Origin of the sequence: Streptomyces sp. NPDC101178 (assembly GCF_044767965.1) — a bacterium.
Lineage (GTDB): Bacteria > Actinomycetota > Actinomycetes > Streptomycetales > Streptomycetaceae > Streptomyces.
Genome location: NZ_JBIWOZ010000019.1, coordinates 1 through 20,335 on the forward strand (window position 1 = coordinate 1; position 20,335 = coordinate 20,335).

Annotated in this window: 17 protein-coding genes and 1 pseudogene; 13 read left to right on the forward strand and 5 right to left on the reverse strand. The window is 68.8% G+C overall.

Annotated features, from left to right (window positions below; translation table 11 throughout):
- Positions 1-461 precede the first annotated feature (461 nt).
- A complete protein-coding gene (locus tag ACIRR8_RS32630; protein WP_404071652.1) occupies positions 462-908 on the reverse strand; it encodes a hypothetical protein in 447 nt (148 codons plus the stop codon).
- Positions 909-1,071: 163 nt separating this feature from the next.
- Here ACIRR8_RS32630 and ACIRR8_RS32635 point away from each other — a divergent pair, with 163 nt between their 5' ends.
- Complete coding sequence (locus ACIRR8_RS32635) at positions 1,072-2,955, forward strand: hypothetical protein (RefSeq protein WP_404071654.1); 1,884 nt, start codon at positions 1,072-1,074, stop codon at positions 2,953-2,955.
- Between the two features lie 523 nt (positions 2,956-3,478).
- Here the strand turns inward: ACIRR8_RS32635 and ACIRR8_RS32640 are convergent.
- Positions 3,479-3,724, reverse strand: a pseudogene (locus ACIRR8_RS32640) (ion channel protein); the annotation flags it as partial.
- 577 nt (positions 3,725-4,301) lie between these two features.
- Here ACIRR8_RS32640 and ACIRR8_RS32645 point away from each other — a divergent pair.
- The 3 genes from ACIRR8_RS32645 (at position 4,302) to ACIRR8_RS32655 (ending at position 8,221) form a co-directional block, all read left to right on the forward strand.
- The gene (locus ACIRR8_RS32645) at positions 4,302-4,535 is read left to right on the forward strand and encodes a hypothetical protein (protein WP_404071655.1); all 234 of its coding nucleotides are present in this window, start codon (positions 4,302-4,304) and stop codon (positions 4,533-4,535) included.
- Complete coding sequence (locus ACIRR8_RS32650; RefSeq protein ID WP_404071656.1) at positions 4,532-6,163, forward strand: transporter substrate-binding domain-containing protein; 1,632 nt, start codon at positions 4,532-4,534, stop codon at positions 6,161-6,163. The genes ACIRR8_RS32645 and ACIRR8_RS32650 overlap by 4 nt, the downstream gene beginning before the upstream one ends.
- A 1,677-nt stretch (positions 6,164-7,840) precedes the next feature.
- Positions 7,841-8,221, forward strand: a complete 381-nt coding sequence (locus ACIRR8_RS32655; protein ID WP_404071658.1) for an STAS domain-containing protein — start codon at positions 7,841-7,843, stop codon at positions 8,219-8,221.
- Positions 8,222-9,728: 1,507 nt separating this feature from the next.
- Here ACIRR8_RS32655 and ACIRR8_RS32660 read toward each other — a convergent pair.
- Together ACIRR8_RS32660 and ACIRR8_RS32665 are read right to left on the reverse strand one after the other, a co-directional pair.
- Positions 9,729-11,270, reverse strand: coding sequence for a hypothetical protein (locus ACIRR8_RS32660; RefSeq protein ID WP_404071660.1), 1,542 nt, complete (start codon positions 11,268-11,270; stop codon positions 9,729-9,731).
- A gap of 683 nt (positions 11,271-11,953) precedes the next feature.
- Positions 11,954-12,721 (reverse strand): GntR family transcriptional regulator, encoded by a 768-nt coding sequence (locus ACIRR8_RS32665; RefSeq protein WP_404071662.1) that lies wholly within the window; start codon positions 12,719-12,721, stop codon positions 11,954-11,956.
- Between the two features lie 319 nt (positions 12,722-13,040).
- Between ACIRR8_RS32665 and ACIRR8_RS32670 the strand changes: the two genes are divergently transcribed.
- The 9 genes from ACIRR8_RS32670 (at position 13,041) to ACIRR8_RS32710 (ending at position 18,806) form a co-directional block, all read left to right on the forward strand.
- Positions 13,041-13,292 (forward strand): hypothetical protein, encoded by a 252-nt coding sequence (locus tag ACIRR8_RS32670; RefSeq protein WP_404071663.1) that lies wholly within the window; start codon positions 13,041-13,043, stop codon positions 13,290-13,292.
- Complete coding sequence (locus ACIRR8_RS32675) at positions 13,289-13,612, forward strand: WhiB family transcriptional regulator (protein WP_404071665.1); 324 nt, start codon at positions 13,289-13,291, stop codon at positions 13,610-13,612. The genes ACIRR8_RS32670 and ACIRR8_RS32675 overlap by 4 nt, the downstream gene beginning before the upstream one ends.
- Complete coding sequence (locus ACIRR8_RS32680) at positions 13,609-14,331, forward strand: hypothetical protein (RefSeq protein WP_404071667.1); 723 nt, start codon at positions 13,609-13,611, stop codon at positions 14,329-14,331. The genes ACIRR8_RS32675 and ACIRR8_RS32680 overlap by 4 nt, the downstream gene beginning before the upstream one ends.
- On the forward strand, positions 14,331-14,789 hold the full coding sequence (locus tag ACIRR8_RS32685; RefSeq protein ID WP_404071668.1) for a hypothetical protein: 459 nt from the start codon (positions 14,331-14,333) through the stop codon (positions 14,787-14,789). Before ACIRR8_RS32680 ends, ACIRR8_RS32685 begins: the two co-directional genes overlap by 1 nt.
- Positions 14,786-16,021: a hypothetical protein gene (locus ACIRR8_RS32690; protein WP_404071670.1), complete on the forward strand. Its 1,236-nt coding sequence runs from the start codon at positions 14,786-14,788 to the stop codon at positions 16,019-16,021. Before ACIRR8_RS32685 ends, ACIRR8_RS32690 begins: the two co-directional genes overlap by 4 nt.
- 136 nt (positions 16,022-16,157) lie before the next feature.
- Positions 16,158-16,370, forward strand: coding sequence for a hypothetical protein (locus ACIRR8_RS32695; protein ID WP_404071672.1), 213 nt, complete (start codon positions 16,158-16,160; stop codon positions 16,368-16,370).
- 160 nt (positions 16,371-16,530) lie between these two features.
- Entirely contained in the window at positions 16,531-16,674 is a 144-nt protein-coding gene (locus ACIRR8_RS32700) for a hypothetical protein (protein ID WP_404071674.1), read from the forward strand.
- Between the two features lie 88 nt (positions 16,675-16,762).
- A complete protein-coding gene (locus tag ACIRR8_RS32705) occupies positions 16,763-16,891 on the forward strand; it encodes a hypothetical protein (RefSeq protein WP_267914753.1) in 129 nt (42 codons plus the stop codon).
- A gap of 79 nt (positions 16,892-16,970) precedes the next feature.
- Positions 16,971-18,806 carry a DUF2637 domain-containing protein gene (locus ACIRR8_RS32710; RefSeq protein WP_404071676.1) on the forward strand — a complete coding sequence of 612 codons (1,836 nt, stop codon included), beginning with the start codon at positions 16,971-16,973 and terminating at the stop codon, positions 18,804-18,806.
- Positions 18,807-19,132: 326 nt separating this feature from the next.
- Here the strand turns inward: ACIRR8_RS32710 and ACIRR8_RS32715 are convergent, their stop codons facing one another.
- Positions 19,133-20,227, reverse strand: coding sequence for a pentapeptide repeat-containing protein (locus tag ACIRR8_RS32715; RefSeq protein ID WP_404071677.1), 1,095 nt, complete (start codon positions 20,225-20,227; stop codon positions 19,133-19,135).
- Positions 20,228-20,335: the final 108 nt, after the last annotated feature.

A 20,335-nucleotide genomic window follows, 5' to 3' on the forward strand; every position in this document is an offset into this window, starting at 1 on the left:
CCCGCGGAGCGGGTACCCCACCGCTGCGCGGTGGGCAAGCGAACCACCGGGCTGCGCCCGGTGGTTGCGCTCCCGCTCCGCGTTCGCGCTGCACCTCGCTGCGCGAGGTGCCCACCCCCCGCACTGCGTGCGGGGGGTAACGGTCTGTCCGCTGCGCTCCCAGACCGGGCCGGGCTGCGCCCTCCTGACCGGTTCTCCGCTTCGCTCCGCACCGGGTTGGGCCGGTCCGCTGCGCTCCCCAGCCCAACGGTCCCTCCGGCTGCGCCTCCAGGACCAACGGCCCGCTAACGCGGACCGGGCTGGCTACAGGGTGGGGGTGGCTCGGCTTGCCCGGCCGCCCGGCTGCATCAGGTGATGCAGTATGTAGCTTTGGCATAACCACGCCACCACCTCCGAAGCGCGGCCGCGCTTGGAACCCTGGGTTGAGGGTTCCAAGCGCGGCCGCGGAGAAGTTTTCGGTGTCACTTGTCGATGTAGAGGGCCAGGAACGCTTGGCCGAGGCCTGCGGCGGAGGCCGCGAGGGTCGCTCCACGCAGGAGGACTGTCTGGACGGTGCGGTTTGGAGAGGTCGTGTCGTGGCGGGCGAGCAGGCCGTAACTGGCTCCGGCGACCGTGGAGATGAGCAGGATGAGGCAGCTCGCTCCGCGCTCAGGGGACATCAGGAAGGTCAGCGTCAGGAAGGCCACGCTGAAGAGGGCGATGCCCGCTTTCATGAGGGCGGCTTGGAGTGAGTACGTGATCGTCGGCGCGGCCGGGTCGGGGATGTCGGTGCGGTGGAGGATTCCTACTGCGAGGGCGATCAGGACGCCGATAGTCAAGGAGACGGCGATATACAGGGGGCGGGGTTCCTGAGCCTGTTCGGCTGCGTTCGTGGCGATCGATACGAGGGAGTTTCCTTGCGTCTTCATGTCGCTCTCCGGATCCTCTTTTTGAGTACGTAAGGAGAACGTTTTCCGTTGCAGAATCCGCAAGGAAGCCTGAAGAGCACTTGCGAGAGAAGACGCAATAATCATGGAGGGGCGAGCGGCCCGCGACGAGCTAGTAAGCTGCCTTCTCTGCAGAGGGGGGCGGATGAGGTCATCTCAGGGGGAAAAGGAACCGCCGGCGGCGGAGGTCATTGCCTACGGGGAACAGCTGAGAAAGATCTTTTCCCAGCTTGGTAGGTCGCAGAATGACGTCGCTTCTCTGCTGGCGGTCTCTCCTTCTCGGCTGAGCCGCTTCTTCTCGGGCAAGGAGAACACTGTTGCCGCGCGGGAGTACGTCGATGCTCTGGTGGACCTCGTCCGTGAGAGCGGCCAAGAGGTGTCTGACGCCGACCTCGCTGAGACGCACCGCCTGCGCCGCCAGGCACAAGCGGTGGTGACGACCCAGGACAAGCGGATCGCCGTGCTGCAGGAGCAGATGCAGACGCTTCAGGCTCTGGTAGGCACCTTCCAGGGGCAGATCCGGGACATCGAGTCGGTCAACACCGGTTTGATCCAGCAGGTCGACCAGCTGCTGGCGCGGGTTCAGCAGGAGGAGGCCCGGACCGAGCAGGAGCGTCAGCGCCGGTTGGCCGAGCGCGGCCGGCGCAAGCAGGCCGAGGCTCGGGCCGCCAGTGCCGAGGGAACCTCTGAGGCAGCCCTGCAGCGTCTGCACGATGCTCTGGGACAACGCGACGGCCAGCGGGCCCGAGCGGCTCGCGCGGACGACCGCGCCAGGGACCTCACGCGGGAGCTGCAGGACGCCAAGAAGCAGTTGGATTCCGCAGCGCAGTACGCCCACGACAGTGAGACAACGATCGATACGCAGGCGCAGACGATCGAGGACCAGGCGGAGAAGCTGCGGCAGCTGGGTCAGGAGGTCCAGGTCCTGCGGAACCAGGTGCAGTCGCTGATCGAAGAAGGCAGCAGGCGGAGCCCCGAAAGCGTTGCGGAACCTGCAACACAGGTCAGAGAGGCTTCGGACGGAGACACCCGTCTCCGTGAGGCCATCGCGGCATGGGTGAGTACAGCGGAGACTCAGACGGCAGCGCTCCAGGGCACCGGTGCTACAGGAGCCACGAAGAAGGAGCAGAGTGAGACGAGCGGCACGGGGCCGGCAGCAGGCCGGCCCTCTTCCCGTCTTTCGCTTCCTGCGGGTTACCAGCCCGGCGAGGCCGGTCCCCGGTTGCCTTCACCGGGGAGGGCAACCGGGCCGTCTTCTCCCCCGCCCTCACAGGGAGAGCAGCACAGTCCGGGCGGCTCGTCGGCACGGTCGGCGCAGAAGCCCGCCAGCCCGTCCTCTCCCCGCCCGTCGAATACACCTCCCACGGGAGATCAGGGCGGAGGTGAGCACCGGCGAAAGCCCCCGCAGTACACCGGTGGCCGGGCCGCCGCTCGACGCGCCGCAGCAGACGCAGCCGGCCAAGGACGGCGGCGCACGGCGCCCCCGTCCGGCACCGCCTCTGGCGGTGCGGGGCCGGGCGGGCAGACGGCTCAGCCCGGCGGCCGCGCTGCGGCCCGCAGAGCAGCGCAGGCGGGCCGCGAAGCGTCGAATAGGCAGTATCAGGGCTCTGGGCGGGCGGCGGGGCGTCAGCGTATGGACGCCGCCATCGCCGCACGAAAAGAAGCTGGAAGGAAATCGAGAAGAAAGGCCATCCGGTATGTGTGCGTATTCGTGATGCCTTTTATCGGATCGCAGGTAGCCGCTTTCTCGGGGCTTCTAGCACACGCGGCCTGGGGCACCGAATTTTTGGGTAACGCAGTTTTCATTGTAGTCATCGCGCAATGTTTGCTAACAACTCTCTTCATCATCTCTCTCGCTCACCGAGTGGCATTCAAGGAATTCAAGAGTCTGACTGTCGTACTACTAGCAGCATGCTTCATCATCTCCGCATTCGGAATCAAAACGTCAATGATTCCTCAAATCTCGGAGGGCGTCGAGCATGTCGTTAAGGTTATGCTGGAAACAGATCTGAAGCTTAACTCCAGATGAACCGAGAGCAGCCCGGAAATCGATCAAGAAGTTAATTCTAGCCCACCTAAGACTCATATACGGAAAGACGTACATGCAATCTTTGAAGGGCAGGGCGACGGAACGATAAAAACCGTATTAGCAATCAAGAAACAACCGCTTTTTGGAGCTTCCAGAGCACCGCAGCGACCAGGCATCAGCTTTTAGGAAGCGGTCGGATTCCCTGCAAGATCATCTGGGCTCCCGCAAGGCCACGGAACGCGTGAGGTATGCCCGGTACGCCCATGAGCACCTCACCCCCGCCTCGCCCCCTCTGCCCAGCCGCCATGACCAGGCCGCAGCCGGCAATGCACGCCTGCAGCGGCAGCGCAGCGCCGCGGCCGACCAGTCCCCTCCACCCAATGCTCTGCGTCTTCCGGGTGGAGACCGCCCGGGTCAGACCCGTTTCCGGATCCGGACGCCCCCGTGCGTAGCAGGACCCGCAGATCAGGAAGCGAAGAGGCGCCCGACGGCCTTGCCGCCGGACGCCGTCAACGAGATACGCAATCCCGCCGGCGGTCAGCGTGAGCACCGGCTGCCGCAGCGCGTGGAAGACCCGGTGCGCCACCGGGAACGCGTACACCGCCAGCAGACCCAGCAGCGCCCCGGCCGAGGCGATCAGGAGAGCGGCGAGCAGGTCGCCCCAGTGCGGTCCGGAGTAGGCGGGCAGGGAGAGGTCGAAGCTGGGCTCCGCGATCAGCGACATGGTCAGCGCGCCGACGGTACCGGCGGCCAGCGGCGCGAAGGTACGTGGACCGGTGCTTCGACGGTCGCGGATTGGGCCTGCGGCGGGTGCAGACGACGCGTCGGGCCGTTGTCTGCTGTCGTGCCGTCACGACCTTCACCGTCATCATGCTCCGCGTCGGGCGCGGGCGCGGCCCGCCGTTGCAGCGGCGGGCCGCCCGTGCACTGCGGTGTCCGGACCAGGGACGTCCGCTGGCAGGCTCTCCCGCAGGAGACCTGTCCTGCCAAGTGTGTCGCTATACCTCACTGATTGGTTGCCTACGAGTGTTGCGAATCTGATCCTGCAACACCGCCAACCCTCTCTGAGCTGCGAGAATACCGTTGCGATCCGATGCCGGAGGAGCTGGTCACGAGAGGCTGTTGCCGGATCGATCCAGACGTTGTCGGGGCGCAACGTGGCTGAATAGCTGCCATCACAAGGCAACCTGTTCGCAACGCTGATAAGGAGTCAACCCTGGTGACGGGGACATCACTTGGTGAAGTCTGAAGATGTCGCTGAGGAGCTGACCGGGGTTTGCAGACCCCGAGGAGCGCGAGTGCCGGCGGCATCTGCATCACCAGTAGTCCGGACCAGAGGAGTCATCGTGAAGAGCACGAAGCGCAGCAGCACGAAGAGCACCGCATCCCAGTGCGTTCCGGCACCCCCTGCCTGGCGACTGGGCGTCCTGATCGTCATCACCGTCGTCGTGGTCGTCCTTGCGGCGCAGGGGTACGACCTGCCGACTGCGCTGGCCTACGCCACCGGCTGCGGCATGGCCGCCAGCTACGTGACCCACCACCTGTTCGGCCTCCCGCACCGGGCGGGGGGTGCACGTTGAGCGAGTCGAGCCGCCGCCCACGGCAGCACAACCCGGAAGAATCCCCCACCAAGGCCATGGCGTGGGCGCTCGTCCGCCTGCGTGATGAACATGAACTGTCCCTGGGCCAGATGGCGAAGTCGGCCGGCTACACCAGGTCCACTCTCTCCCGGGTGACGGAGGGCGAGTCGCTGCCCAAACTGCCACAGCTACAGGCTTACCTGAAAGGGTGCGGCGTCAGTTCCCCCCCGTGGGAGACCTTGCTGAAGCACGCCCAGGAGGCCGTCCGTCACGAGAACCGAGACATCAAGTCTCTTCAAGACTTCGCCGTCGCACTGAAGTCCCGGTGCGAGGCCGACCTCCCCAAGCAGAGCAGCGACAAGTTGTTGCCTGACGCGTCGGTCCTGGCCACTACATGGCACCGCGTCGCGTCGAGCACACTTGAATCGGCGGCCACGACACCTCTTCCGGCTCTTCCGGCTCTTCCGGCTCCGACGGAGCCGGAAGAGCCGGAGCCATCGCGCCAGGAGCGGCCCAAGCCGCACCCGCCGACGGTCCGTCCGGCCGGCACAGACGACAGCATGCGATCCGAGCAGCCCAGCTCTCCCCGATCAGCAGCCGGACCGCTGCCTCCGGCCGCCAAGCCCCCGCCAACCCCCAAACCGCCGAGGACGTCGGGCCGACACATGGGGCTCATCGGCTCCGCCACCGTCCTGGCCCTTCTCGCCTCCGGCACTGTCTGGGCCATCGCCCAAAACAACGGCACGCCCTCCCACGGAAGAGCACCCTCCGACAGACAGACCACTGCCACCACCCCGACGAGCCCTGCCGAGCCGAGCCCCGATGACCCCTCCATGGAACGCTTGAACGCTGCGCGAAAAGGAAAGGTGAAGTGGAATGTCGGGGTGAAGAGAGATCAGCCCGGCCTCAGTGGAAAGGTCGGGAATAAGTGGACGGGGGTAGAAATCGAATACGCGAAGGCCGTCACCGAGGCTCTGGGCATCGATCCAGAAAACATCGCATTCTTTCCGCGAGGCACGAGCGGGCGCGCGGAGCTCTTGGAGAACAATGAAGTCGACATGTTCGTCGGCACCTACGGAATCTCCGAAGAGCGGAAAAAGGGAACCGCTGACCACCCGGCCGTCCTGTTCGCCGGGCCCTACTTCAGCACACCCGAAAAAATCATGATGCAGGCCTCCGAAGGACCCAACAACGCGCAGATAAGAGGCAGGAGCATACAGGTCAACGCACTGGAGGACCTACCTGATGACACTCGGGTGTGTGTGGTGCAGGGGTCGACCGCAGATATATTCCTGACCCAGCAGAAGAAGTTCGAGAAACGAGACAAGCAAAGCGACTACAGCCTCTGCGTGAACAACCTGGACGAAAACTACGATGCGGTACTGACGGATTTCACGATCCTGCAGAACTTCGTACAGGAAAATCCAGGCAAATTCGTCATCGCCAGCGACCCCTTCGGCTCACCCGAGTACTACGGCATCGGACTCAAGCAAACCTCCTTCGCACTTCAGCGCGAAGTCTGCAAGGCAATGGAGAAAACGGCCGACCGTGCGAAAGAATTGTACGGAAAGTTCGCTCAGCAAGAAGCAAAAGTGATCAGCGATCTCACTGAGTGCCCCGCCGCGTGACCCTCCCCCGTTCTCCGCTCAGAACCCGGATGCCGATCAGTCGAACCCCGCACGCCCAGGGTGCGCAGCGGCGGGTCCTGAGTGCCGGAGCCGGGACCGCGACTGTGACCGAAGCTGGGACAGAGCCGTTGTGACCGCCGAAACCGGCGGACCCGTGCTGCCTGCACGCTCACGCGTACGCACGCGTGAGCGTGCAGGCAGCACGCCCAACACAGGACAACCCACGGCACGCGTCGGAGACCGCCCACAGCGCCGGAGGTCTGTTCAGGAGCACACTCACACGCGGGTAGAAACACGAACCAGATTCCACCACCACCCCGGAACAGGGGGCGCCGCCTTTCCGCATCGGATCGCTGCAGCGGACCCCGGCCGACGCAGCCAGCAAAGCCAGCGCAGCACCCGCCGCTTCCGATTCTGCGACCCCCCTACCACCCTTCCTTTCACCCACAGAGAGCGGGAGAGGGCAGCAGAAGAGGAAGTCTGAACAACTCACCACAACAATTCGAGAGCTGACCAGCAGGAATGACCGAGGCCATCATTTTTCAGTGTCACCTCCTCTGTCACCCCCCTTGTCACCGCCTTCGTAACCTCCTTCGTCACCCGCTATGTCACCCCCTTCGTCACCCACCCGACCCGAGACGGCTGAACCGCGCGGGCGCCCGTACAGGCGGCTGGCAGGAGCTGTCGGCTCCAGGGGACCGGGGCCGCCTCGCGGGACCCTGAGGAGCCGCTGAGCGCTCTTCCCGCCCCATCCCCGGAGCGCGGCAGCCCGACCTGCCGACCGGGCCGAGCGGACGGGCGGGCGCGGTCGGTGCGCGGAGCCCGCGGACCGCGCGACGGGAGGGAGCCCGCACGCCGCAGACGGCTCACCGGGCCACTCACCACGGGGTGGTGAGTGCGGCGGGCCACGTGGTGAGTTGCCGGGCTGCCGTGGGGAGTTCCGGGAGCAGGGCGCTGTGACCTGCCGTAGTGAGTACGGCCGACGTCGCCGTACACATCACCGGAGCGCCCGGTACATCACCGGGAAGACGTACGCCGGTCGGCGCGAGGAGCCCGGACCGCCGCGAACGGCTTGCCCTACAACTTGCTCTACCAGGCCTGGTCAAGGGGCTCGGGCCGTGCCGACTACTCCTCTGCGGGGGTCCCTGGAGAAGCCAGACCCGTCCCGTGTCCGCTGCGGGGCCGGCGGACACCGCCAGGAGGACCGGTCCCGGGTCCCGGGCGGAACCCGCGACTGTGGGAGGCTGCCCGGTGCCCGGGGCGGGCGGCTGGCGTGTGGTGCCGGTGACGGAACGCCCACCCCGGGCGATCTGCTGCCCGCCGCAGTCCACCGCCTCACGCACGTACGACACGCGCGCACCCTGGACATCTTCCGGAGCACCCGGCCGGGACGGTGAAGAAGAACTTCACCCCGCACCGATCGTTCCTCCGTACGGATCCCGGCTTCCCCGGGCGGCGCTCACCCTCCGAAGCGCTGGACGCCCACGCGCCGGGACCCGTCCGCCTGGGGCGCTCCGGCGAGCGTCCCGGGCGGACACCACCAGCTCCCCACGTCCCGGCCGCACCGTCCGCCTACGCCGGGCGGTAGTAACACCACGCCCCTACCTGGACGCTGTTGACATAGGGTCAACACCCTATTGGTCTGGACCATCAACAGGGAGGGGAGGGAAGCGTCGTATGCCGAGATCACAGCCTCGCGTCCATATCCGCCAGATACGAAACGCGCTGGTGATCACCGCGTCCGGAGAGTTCGACATCCATGAACGCGACCTCCTGCACGCCGCCTGGGCCGAAGCCGACGACCGCGCCCTGCCCCTCACCGTCCTGGACCTGGCCGCGGTCTCCTTCGGCGACAGCTCTTTCCTCGACGCACTGCTGCGCGGGCGCCGGCTCCACCACACCGCCGGCCGCCGCCTGGTCCTCACCGGGCCTCTCCAGCCCGGCATCACCATGCTCCTGACCCTCACCGGCGCCCTGGACCTCTTCGAACAGGCCGACACCGTCGCCCAGGCCCTCGACGGCGACCCGACAACCGACGGAACAGCCACCGCCCGGTAAACCGTGAACCGAAGAACCTCCCCCCGCACCGATCGTTTGTCCCTACGGATCCCGGCGCTCACCCCCGAGGTGCTGGATGCCCACGCGCCGGGACCCACCCACCCGCCGCCACACAGCTCTCCCACGTTGTCGGCGGAGGTCTCGGCCCAGGGGCGGTCCGGACGGCCATGCCAACGAGCGGCCCGAACAGTGACCACGGTTGTGACCGGAGCTGTGACACGACCACGGTGACCGCCGAAACCGGGAGACCAGTACAGGCACGCGCCAGCGCGCAGCTCCACGCGCACACCCGGCACCCCGCCAGACATCCGTCTGGACGCCGTCCGGGATCTGTCTGCATCCGTCCGGGACCTGTCCAGCCGGACAGCACCGGACAGGTCCCGGACGGACGCCTGGCGGACTCCTGGACAGATGCTCGGGCCGGTTACCGGTTACAGGTCTGCCAGGAGTGCCCCCGACCCGCCCTGAGCAGCCCGAACCGGCACTCACACCGGCCTGTAACCGGTAACCCGCAACCACACCCGGCGCGAAGTCCGGTGGGAAGTCCGGTAGGAACCCGGCCGAGTCCGGTGGCCGGCCGGACACCAGCCAGACCCGCACCAGACCCGTACCGGACATGTACCGAACTTCCCACCGGACCCGCCAAGCCCCCCCAGCAGCGCCCCACCGCACCTACGGCACAGGTCGCGCCCTCGGTCGCATCCTGGGTCGCGCCCTGGGTGCCGCCCTGCATCGCGCGCTAGGTCGCATCGCTGCACCACGCCAGCAGGCCCTGGAAACGTGCTCTGACCTGCACGAAAAGGGGCACCCAAGCGCGGCCGCGGAACGCCGACTTCTTACCTGGGAAGCCATCCGCCGCCCGACCCCGGCACCCACACACCTCACAGCCCGCCCGGCAGAGCGCAGTCCGGCGCACCGGCCCGGGGCCGATCCGCAGCCGGCCCCACACCCCGGGCAGGGCGCAGGCCTGGAACTCCCACCGCCGGGCACAAGAAACATCGGTCCCGGAGCACAACCGCCCACCAAGTCCGGTCCGGTGTTCCGCAGGCCCCCCCGCCCCGCCGAACACCCGCTCCGGGACCACACCTCCACCGGCGCCATCACTCCGGGTGACTTCCATCCCTCCCTCCTTCCCTCGCCGGAAGGCGCCCTCACCGCGCCCATGGCGGGGAAGAGCAAGGTCTTCCGTCCGAGAAGGAAGGAGGGAAGGAAGTCACCCCGCGTAACCCCTCCGCCACGGGGCCCCACGCGGCACCAGGCCGACGAGGTACTGCTAGCGGGGGTGCTAGACCTAGCACCCCCTACCGCTAGGCACAGGCCGCTGACCAGCCACCTAGCACCTAGCGGCCCCACGACAGCCCGCGGAAACCGGCCCCACACTCCCGAACGGGCCCTGCCGGGGAGCCGCTGCTAGACCACGCACCCGGCCTCAGATCGCCTGTACGGGCCGCTGAGCGCCGATCTCCGCCCCGAACTACCCGAGGGGCCCGCGGCGGGAGAACCGCCCTCAGAACGGCGCTGGGGCCTCCTCTGGGGCTTCCTGGGCCTTGGTTGCGGCTACAGCGGCGTCGCGGACGGCTTCCCACTCCCGGACCACCCGGTCGCGGTCGCGCTGGGACGCGACCCGGCACCGGGCGCAGTGCGGGTCGCCCGGCATGGCGGCTCGGCCGCAGGGGCCGCCATGGCCGGGGCAGGTGCCGTCGTCGGTCACGGGCAGTGCGGCGGCGATCCGGGCATGGCGGGCCTGCTCCCGGCAGCCGGCGCACTGGTCGCCGGTGCGAGTGCGGATGGTGCAGGAATGCTCGCCGTCGCCCGGGCACAGCGGCCAGCCCAGGTGCAGGGCGCACTGGGTCTCGCCGACCACGGCCAGGGTCGGGCACAAGCCGTCGTCGGCCTCGCAGCCCGGGGTGCGCTCAGCACCCCGCCGGATCCGGTCGTGCTCCTCCTCCAGCTCCGCCCACGCCGGCGGGGTCGCTGTCGGCCCGTCATCCCACCGGCGTCCCTCCTCCACTGCCGCGCGGTCCGGACCCGGAGCCTGATGCGGCACCACGGCCACGCCGGCCGCGGAACCCGGCACCGGCATCGAGGCAGCGGCCTTCAGACGGCCCGAGACCACCGCGCCGACCGAACGACGCAACGGGACTGGCAGCGGACGCGCGACCACCTCCGACAGCAGCGGCACCGGCCACCCCGCCTCCAGAAGACCCGTCGCCATGACGCCCTGATCCCGAAGCGTCCGGCCCGTGAGCAGCAGCTCTGGGCGCGCCGCGCCAATCGCAAGCAGCAGATCCACCCCGGGCGAAGCATCCACCCACACCGCACCACCCGCCGGAGCACCCTCCGCCCTTGCTGCAGTCTTTACCTCCGGCCCAGCGGCCAAGGTTGCATCACCGGTGACGCCACCCCCCCGCCCGCCGTCCCTGGCAGCCACAGGCCCGCCCTCCTGGACCTCCTCGACGCCGCCGCCCCGTCCCTCCGTCCGCGCCGCAGGCGCCTCACGCACGTCACCACCCGCACGGACGGACGGACGGGGGTCCGGAGGGTTCTTGCTGTTCGTCTTCTTCTTGCTGTTCGTCTTCTTAGTGACTCCCGGGTCCCCCGAGTCCCGGGAAACCCGGGACTCGGGGCCGACCTGCGGTTTTGCCGTGTTTTCCCAGTTCGGCCCCGAGTCCCGGGTTTCCCGGAGTCGGGGAATGATCTTGGTCCGGCGCTTCGCGGCCTTCTCGATCGCGGTCCTGGTTGGTGGGATCACCTCGATCCGGCGGGCGTCCGGGTTCTCCTCCTCGATCGCCGCCAGGAGATCGTCCACCTCCTCATCGGTGGCGGGCACGTCGTAGACGGCCACCTCGGTGGCCCACTGGTTGCCCTCGCGCCGCATGTACCGGACCTTGACCACGTACCGGGCAGCCTGGAGCAACCCCATCGCCCCGGCCATCGCTTCCTCGCCGTACCCGTACCGGTGACCGATCCGGGCCATCGTGATGTCCCAGCCGTCCCGATGCCTCAACAAAATCGTCAGCAGCGCCAGCGCCATGAAATCCAACTGCACCGCATCATCGATCGTCTCGTTCGGAACCGAAGCGAACCGAGGCGGACGACCACTTCGCTTCCTCACCGGCGCACCCCCGCCCCGGCCGCATCAGTCAGACCAACGTCACGCCGTACTTCAGGACCAAACCGGTTGGGGTCGAACCCCATGCGCTGTCCAATCCGGCCTCCTCGGGTGAACCACGCGCCGCGTGGGTACACTCGATGAAGACCTATGCAGGGTCGCCCGCCGCCGCATCCGGGATGCCAGTCCCATGCGGAGCCACGGCGGGCTTTAACTTTCAGTAAGCCAAATCCTACGCTGCGTCAGTTGATGGCTGCGCTTCGCTGGTTGTTCTAGCCCCCTTCCTGTAGCTAGGGGGCTTTTGTGCTACGTCTTGATTAGACCGGCAGCAGCAGCGCGAGCCGTAACAAAAGGCCCGATCTCATTTCCATCAGTCTTCACCGCGTACCAATCATGGAGAATTCCCGGTGACGTCGTCCGGGTCTCCCCCACGATATTTCCGTAGTAGGTAACAAGGTTGGGGCCGCTCCTTTCCTCTCCGATGGACGCGTAGTGCAGTCCTTCGCGTGACCGGAGCCTCGCAGCTACCTCCTCGCGGTGCAGCTTCTTAAGAGCGGCGTCATATTCGGCGCTTGCCGAACTAACCGATTCCGAGGATCCAGTTTTCTGAGTAGCCATGGCTAGCCCTCCGCAGTGGGTGGTAGCAGGGGAAGATCGTCGTAGCTCAGCTTGATTCGGTCAGCGGCGGCGACGGCTCGCAGCACTTCGAGCGGTCGCCGGTTTGTGTCCCTGGTGACGCGTTCCACTGCCAAAACTGAGACGCGTCCGCCCACTCGGAGCTGAACCGCTTCTTCCGCCGTGGGCATACGAACAGCCACAGTCTCGCTTGCGGTCGCCCGGCGGTGTCCAGCGGCAGAGAGCTTTCGGTAGATGCCGCCCTCGATCTTTTCAATGGTGTCGATGCCGGCCGCGACCGCGATGTGGCTCGGATACCAGGCTTGTTGGATTTGAACGAGGTCGTCGGGACGGAGCACGGCGTGCCGCAGCCTATAGAGCAGAGTGTCACCCGGGCTTAGTTCAAGCAGGGCTGCCAAGTCCTCAGGCGCCTCTACGGCATCCACGTGGACCAGCTCCATGTGGCCGTCGAGTCCCGCTGCGGCCGTGGCGGTCTCCCAGGGGCCTCCGACTCCACCAGGCGTGAGCGCGCTTCGGTACCGACTGAGCGGCAGTGTGATCGGTGTCCTGTGGCGCACGCGGGTTCCGCCCTTCTTGGCGGTGAACACCAACCCTTGATCGACAAGCTCGGCGACCGCCTTCGTAACCGTCGCCTTCGACACGCCGTGAACGCTCATCAGCTCGACGTTCGTCGGCAGTTTGCTTCCAGGGGGGAATGCCCCTACATCGATGCGATGTCGCAGGTCGGCGGCGATGTCTCCAGAGCTGGTCATTGCTCGATCCCTCCTCTCTGGCGCGGTGCCCCCTCTACTGAGACACCTTATCGCCTAGTCCTTATTGACAGTACGCCCTTCGGGGTGCATTCTCAATAACGCCTAGGCATTAAACGGCTCCGCGGCTGGTGATGTCAGCAGGCAACGTTCCGACCTGCGAAAACGCAGATGCCCGGCCTGGTGCGGCTAACACCAGGCCGGGCAGCGGGAGGGGTGCTTCCACACCTCTCCTGCATGTCGGACCGAACCCAGACGAGGACGGGGCACCGACGTGCTGATTGTGGCTGAGAGGGTTCGCCGGGCGTTACGGGCGGGTCTGTTGGACGAGATTGAGCGCCAGGAGCGTGAGGACGACCGGCGTGGTCCGGAGCCGGAGGGCGTGGCCGTGGTGACGCGGACGTTCCTTCCGGCGGACCCGGGTTGGGCCGAGTTGGAGCCGGTGGAGCTCCCAGTGTTGTCGGTTCCGTCCGGGTTCATCGTGGCCGGCCCCGTGGTGGGTGCGGACGAGATGCGGGCGCGGCACCTGGTGGTCGCGGCGCAGGCCGAGTTCGGGTGGGGGCGGTCGGCGTGAAGCTCTCGACAGCTGCTGCCGCGTTGGTCGCGGACCGTGGTCCGGCCGGTGTCCCGGCCTGTGCGGGCGTCGACCCGGACGTGTTCTTCTCCTACCCGTCGGAGCCGGGCAACGGTTCGACGGCGGCGGAGCGGGTGGCGCTGGGGATCTGCGCCCGCTGTCCGGTACGGGAGTGGTGCCTGGCCCGGGATCTGGAGGAGTGCCCGACGACGTATCAGGTCGTGGGTGTGCGGGGTGGGATGCGTCAGGCCGACCGCCGCGCGCTGCACGTGGAGCGGTACGGCGTCCGTGCTCCGTACCGGGCGGGGGCGGCCCGATGAGTGCTCCTACGGTCACGAAGGCGAGGGCGGCCGGTCTGCGGGCGAGGGCCCGCAAGCTCAAGCGCGGCGCCGCCGCGGCGGCCCCGGCTTCGGCGGCTGCTCCGGCACCTGCGGGTACGGCGTCTGCGGCGGTGCCGTCCGGAACGGCTGGTCTGCGGGCGAAGCTGCGCCGGACCAAGCGTGCCCCCGCCGCCCCGGCTGCCGCAGGTGGGAAGTCGCGGGAGCCGAATCCGCGGTTGCGGTGGCTCGTGTTCAACGCCACGGCTGCGGGGGCGGGTCACCTCGCGCTCTGGACGCTGGCCGGTGACCCGATGGCGGGTGTGGACCTGATGGCCCGCATGACCGTCTCGGTCCCCCAGCTCGCCGCCGCCGGCCTCACCGTCGGCGCCGCGTACGGCGGCTGGAAGGCAGGAGGCCTTCTCAAGAGGCTGCCGGGCCTGTTCGGGATGGCGGTGCGCCCGCTAGGGGCGCTGGGGGCCGCTCTGTGGGGCCAGGGGACCGCACCGCTCGTGCGGGACGTCCTGGACACCATCGAGCCATGGGGGAGCCTCCTGTCGCCCCTCCTGGCCGCCGGGCCCCTCGCGGCCGCGTGCTGGTACGGCATCGACCGCCGAGCCGCCGCCGCCCCCCTCACCTGGCCCGCCCGCTGGGTCCTGCGTATCCCCGTGGCGACCGTCGTCGTCTCCTCCCTCCTCTACGCCCCCGGAGCCCTCCTGTGATGTCTGTGTCTGTTCTCGCCGCGACGGACGTCGTGATCGCGGCCGGACCGGTCCTCGGCTCGGTCGGCATCTCCGGCCTCACCCTCGCCACCGGCCTCCTCCTTCTCCTCGGCCTGCGCGGCTCCGACCGCGTCTCCCTCAACCGCGACAAGGCCGGCGCCTTCGGCATCGCCTTCGGCACGCTCGCCGTCACGGCCGGCGACCTCTGGGGCTCCGTCGTCAAAGGCATCAGCGAGGTACCCACGTCGCTGATCCAGGGCGGGGGGATGGGCAACATCGGCATGGGCGGCATCGCCCTCGCGCTGACGATCCTGACCTTTTTCCCGAAGTGGAAGCGGCTCATCTGGCCCGCGCTGCTGGGCATCTCGGCCGGGGTGATCTACGGCCAGGCCGGGGGGATCTGGGGCATCGGCGTGGGCCTGGTCCTCAAGCTCGCCTCGATCGTGGGTGCCCTGTGAGCGCCGACATGGTCCCCCCGCAGACGGCCGGGACTGCCCCCAGGGACATTGACACCGACGCGGCGGAGGACAGAGGCACGGCCACGGTGGTGGACATCGCCACCGGCACGCCCGTGGACACCGACAAGGACACAGGGCAGGTGCGGGCAGCGCTGGACGTCCGCGAAGCCCTGGCGCAGGCGCGCACCCTGCTCTCCGGCGGGATCGGGGGCCTGTTCACCGGGTCGTGGGCGCTGGCGGGCATGGGCTGCACGTGTGTCGGCCGCCTTCTGCGGTGGGGGTGGGAGCAGGCGTCCGCCGACCCGGAAGCCGCCGCCGCTCTCGCCGCCCACACCAAGCGGGCCGCCGCCGTCGCCAAGGCGGTGGAGAAGGCCCGGGAAGAGGGGGAGGAGGAGAAGGCAGCGGCAGCACTGGCCGGGCTGGGACCCGCGCCGACGGGCCGTCGCCCGGTACTGGAGGCGCTGGCCTACCTCGCGCTCGGCGGGATGCTCGCGGCCGGGGCGCTCGCCACCCTCACAGCCCTGATCACCCCTCACCTCGGGGCGCTGGCCCCGTACAAGCCGTATCTCCTCGCGGCCGGGGGACTCGGGTGGACGGTCGCGGCCTGGACCCTCGCCCCTCCCCCGAAGCCGAAGAAGAAGGCCGGCCCCGACGACGACCTCGTCCAGGACGAGCCGGAGGAGACGGCCGAGGACGAGCCGCAGGAGTCCCCCGGGACCCTGCTGCTGTGGCACCTGATCACCGCTCTCTCCGACGCGGAGTCAGTCGGCCGGGCAGGGCTCCACCTCGATGTCGTGCTCGCCTCCGCGATCGCGACGGGACTCCTGCCCGAGACCACGGAAGCGGCCGAGTGGCGCGCCTGGGTGGAGTCCTGCGGCATCCCCGTCGCGGACAAGGTCGGCTACCGCATCGACGGCAAGCCCGTCACCCGTGTCGGGGTCCGGATCGATGCCGTGACCGCCGTCCTCGGAGCGACCCCTACCGCGCTCCTGGAAGCCCGCTCCCAGACCCGTGCTGGGGGAGGCGCCACCACCCCCGCCCGGCCGGTCGGGGAGAGGCCCCTCCCGGCCCCTGCCGAGACCGCCCCCGAAACCCCCGCGCAGCCCCCCGTCCAGACCTCTGCCGGGGCCCCGGTTCCGGCTGCTCTGCGACTCCTGCCCGGGGGTCGTCAGCACCCCGCCACAGCCCCCTCCCCGACCACTCCTCAGGGACCGGCTCAAGAAGCCCGATAGACACCGCTATCACCGCCGTGACCTGCGGTTCTATCGCCTGCCCTATCGCCTCCTGACGGGGCTCCTGACACCTCCCCTGACACCCGAAACCGCCGACCCCGGAAGGGGTCGGGACATCGAGAGAAGGAAGATCCACATGGGCATCAGCATCCGCTGGAAGAACCCCGGCAACCCCGTCGCCATGGCCCGCGAGGTCCACGACGCCTACCAGCTCCGCATCAACCTCCAGGACCCCGACGGCAACGGGATCACCACCCCCGAAGCCCTGGTCGCGGAAGAGCTGGCCGACGCGATGGACGCCGAGTACGAGCGCGTCCACGGCTACCCCTACATCAACCACATCGTCTGACCCGGGGACTGCCTGTCCGCCCCCGCGCCGTCCATACCGGGCGTCCCGGGGACGGGCAGGGAGCCGCCGGAAGACAGCCCCAACACGCACCGAAGCGCCCCCTCCTACCTCCAAGCAAGCGGGGGCGCTTCGGCTAGACCTCCCGAAGGAGAACCCCATCGTGGCACTCAACGACAAGAAGATCAGCACCGCCCCCGGTACGAAGCCGGACGCCCGGCACGAGACGACGTTCAGCGCCTCGCGCGGCGGCCACTACCCGACCTCGGCCAAGCCGGTCCCGGGCACCCCGAAGGGCGGCAAGTGATGACGTGCTGCGGACAGCCCATGCAGCAGAGCGGCCCCCAGCTCGTGTGCGGCCGGTGCGGCGCCTGGGTGCAGACCGGGGTGACCACATGAGCCGTCGCACCCGCGCCCGCGCCGCCGTTCGGCGCCTCGCCCGGTGGGCCGGAGACCTCTACCAGTGCTCGATGTGCGGCCAGTGGTCCACCGAGCCGGCGCAGGTCTGCTCCGCCTGCCGCTGACCGACCCGGGCGGGGGTGGCCCGTGCTGCGGGCCGCCCCCGCCCCCTACCCTGAACCGATTCGGCAAGGAGACCTGAGGATGAGCACCACCACGATGGAACCGGAAGCCAGCACAGCAGCTGAGACCCGCCGTTCGGCCGGGCGCCCGACGATTCCGGCCGCCACCACGCCCGTTACAGCGACCACCGCCCCGGATTCGGCGGCCGGTACGCCCGTTGCGGCGGACGCGAAGCGGGGTGCGAAGGACCGCCACCGGAAGCTGATGATTCCGCTCGCGATCCTCGCGATCCTCTCAGGACTGGCCGCCGCCACCGTGGGGTTCGCCCTCTCCTACGGCGCGCTCCGCTCCGCTGCGGTCGGCTGGGGATTCGGCGCCGGCTGGCAGTCCTACGCCTTCCCGATCGGCGTCGACGGACTGATCGTCGCCCTCTACACCGTCGACCTCGTCCTCGCGTGGAAGCGGATGGCACGCCCGTGGATGCGGATCGCCGCCCACGCCGTCACCGGGGTCACCATCGTCCTCAACATGGCCGCCGCCGCCGGCAGCGCCACCGGGTCCGCTGGCGCCTCCACCGGCCTGCTGACCGCGCTGGGGGAGCACCCCGCCCGCCTGCTTTCCCACGCCGCTATGCCCATCGCCTACGCCCTGCTCATCGAGGCGGCCCGGGGCGCGATCGTCCGCGTCGCGAAGTTGGAATCCGGAACGTGGGACGACGACCGCCTCACCCTTGCCGACTGGGCGCTGCGCTTCCCCACCACGTGGAAGATCTTCAAGCACGCCAAGACCTGGCCCTCCACCATCACCGAAGCCCGCACCCACGTCCGTGAACTGGCCGTCTACCGGATCTGGCTGAAGCACCGCGAGGAGATCGAAGCCGGACTGGAAGCCGGGAAGGTGGGCGTCCTGGACCGGATGCCGCAGCTCCTGGCCCCCTACGGCGTCTCCGTCGAAGAGGCCCGCGCCCTGCCCGAGACGATGCGCGAGCGGGAGCGCCAGCGCGCCGAGGACACCGCCCGCGCCGAACGCGAACGCCAGGACGCCCAGGAGGCCCGGGAGCGGGAGGAGAAGCGCCGGCGCGAGCAGCAGAACCGCGAGGACGAGCGGGAGCGGCAGCGCCAGGCGCGCGAGGACGAGCACGCCGAGCGCCTCGCCGACCTCGCCGCGAAGGCGGAGGAGACCCGCCTCGCGGGTGAGCTCGCGGTGCTCCAGGCCGAGACGACCGGAGCCGCGCAGGCGGCACGCGCGACCGCCGAAGGCGCCGGGGCCGCCGCCGAACTCCAGGCTCAGACCACCCTCGCCGCCGCCCGCCGGGCCGCCACCGAGGAGGAGCGGCGCACCGCCCTGGAGGAAGCCGCCGAAGAGACCGCCCGGACCGCCGAAGCGCGCAGGGCGGCTGCGGAAGCCACCCGGGCCACCGCCGAAATCGAGCGGAAGGCCGCCGAAGAGGCCGCCCGCACCGCACGCGCCCAGGCCGACGAAGCACGCGCCGCGGCGGACCAGGCCGCCGCGAAGGCGCGCACCGAAGAAGCCGCACAGGAGACCGCCGCACGCCGCAGGGCGGCTGCCGCAGATCTTGAGACGGCCGCCGAAACCGAACTCCGGGCCGCCGAAGCCGCCCGTCGCGCCGCCGAAGCCCGCGCCGCCGCCGCGCATGCGGAGGCGCTGTCGGGCCTGGACGTCGTGCAGATCAAGACCCGCGTCGCCGCCCGGGTGCTGCTGGCTGACCCGCAGGCGGGCGGAGCGACGCTCGCCTCCGCCCTCGGCGGCGCGTCCGCCTCCAGGACCTCCGACTACCGCAAGGCCGCCCTCGGCCTTATCGCCCAGGGCTACCCCGAGACCGACCCCGACCTCACCACCACACCGGCCGCCGCCGGCCCGGTCCGCATCCCCGGCCAGACCGAGAGCACCGTCTGACCGACCCGTACCGACAACGCTGAGGCCTGGGGCGCATGAATCGCCCCGGGTCTCACCGTTGTTCATACCGAGGTCTGCGGGCGTCGGCCTCGGTCGGGCTGGTCCTGGGAGGGCACCAGAGGATACGACATCGAGCAGTAGGCGGCTGATCAAGCACCTCGACGCTGACGACGCGGCGAAAGGAGTCCGCTACCTGCTCCAGCAACGCGAAGAACTGGCCCAGAAGAAACGCGCCGAACGAGAGGGCTCACCCGTAGCTCCGTGATCTACGCGGACCGGTAAGCGGGTCGACAGCTGGGCAGCGGTGCGTATGAGCTCGGCCTTGATTAGGGCTCGTTAACTGGGATTACTGGCAGAGGGCCCCAACTGATCATGCAAGTATCATGGATACGCACGCTGCTGAAGTCGACCATGCCGCCAGAGAGCGTCGCTCCGTCGAAGCTGAAGATGCCGTCGGAGAGCCTTGCAGCGCTGAAGTCGACTGTGCCGCCGGAGAGCGTCGCTCTGTCAAAGTCGATTACGCCGCCGGAGAGCTCTGCAGCTCGGAAGTCGACTGTGCCGCCGGAGATGGCCGAGGCGAGAAAGCTGACCGTACCGCCGGAGATGGCCGAGGCGAGAAAGTTGACCGTACCGCCAGTGATGATCGCGTCGAGGAAGTTGATCGTGCCGCCCGTGAACCTCGCGCCGAGAAAGTTGAGCCAACCATCGGAGATCGTTGCGCCGAGGAAGCTGACCGTGCCGTCCGTGAACATCGCGTTGCGGAAGTTGACCGTGCCACCGATGAATTGCGCGCGTGTGAAGTCGCCACCGTCGAAGACGGCGCCGGTGAAGTCCAGGTCGTATCCGCACCAGGTTGTGGCTTCGGTGGGGTCTTGGAGGTGGTCGCGGATGGTGCGGATGATAGTGAGACGGACCTCCCGCTCTCCCTTCATGTACCCCTCCGCTCCGGTGTCGGTCTCGTAGGGCATCCGGAGATAGGCGCAGAGCACATCCACGCACACCCGCCGCTGCTCCTCCCAGTCGTCGGCCAGGCGCGCCATCGCGTACGCCCCGGCGAGCCGGACCGCAGCCTGGTCGTGCCCGAGTTGCTCGGCGGCTTTGGTGTACCGCTCGGCGAGTTGCATCGCGTCGGCCCGGTGTGAGGCGCCCTCGTCGAGGAGCTGCTTGCGGTAGGCGTACAGGCCGGCGAGCACAGCACCGACCAGGGTCAGGGCAGTGACCGTGGTCTTGACGTTGTCCTGACCGCTGACCGGCTTCTTACCTGGATTCTCCGCGGTGAGGAAGACATCCACCCCGTGGTACAGCCCGTACGCGAGCACCGCGACGAGGATCAGACTGACGGGCGCGACCAGCCACACCGGCCACAGGTTCGGGGTATGACGTCCTTGCTGCTCCGGAGAGCGACGCCTGGGATTTTGCACGCGATGAGCGTGACCCACACGGGCCGCCAGAAGGGGGAGTTCATCACTTCGTTACTGCTCTCGAACCGCAGCCGAGCCGGTGGTGCGTCGCGTCGCATCGACTCGAGC

Coding starts and splice junctions, on each gene's coding strand:
- ACIRR8_RS32630 (WP_404071652.1), bottom strand. CDS start 908: ATGAAGACGCAAGGAAACTCCCTCGTATCGATCGCCACGAACGCAGCC.
- ACIRR8_RS32635 (WP_404071654.1), top strand. CDS start 1,072: ATGAGGTCATCTCAGGGGGAAAAGGAACCGCCGGCGGCGGAGGTCATT.
- ACIRR8_RS32655 (WP_404071658.1), top strand. CDS start 7,841: ATGCCGAGATCACAGCCTCGCGTCCATATCCGCCAGATACGAAACGCG.
- ACIRR8_RS32665 (WP_404071662.1), bottom strand. CDS start 12,721: ATGACCAGCTCTGGAGACATCGCCGCCGACCTGCGACATCGCATCGAT.
- ACIRR8_RS32680 (WP_404071667.1), top strand. CDS start 13,609: ATGAGTGCTCCTACGGTCACGAAGGCGAGGGCGGCCGGTCTGCGGGCG.
- ACIRR8_RS32685 (WP_404071668.1), top strand. CDS start 14,331: ATGTCTGTGTCTGTTCTCGCCGCGACGGACGTCGTGATCGCGGCCGGA.
- ACIRR8_RS32695 (WP_404071672.1), top strand. CDS start 16,158: ATGGGCATCAGCATCCGCTGGAAGAACCCCGGCAACCCCGTCGCCATG.
- ACIRR8_RS32705 (WP_267914753.1), top strand. CDS start 16,763: ATGAGCCGTCGCACCCGCGCCCGCGCCGCCGTTCGGCGCCTCGCCCGG.
- ACIRR8_RS32710 (WP_404071676.1), top strand. CDS start 16,971: ATGAGCACCACCACGATGGAACCGGAAGCCAGCACAGCAGCTGAGACC.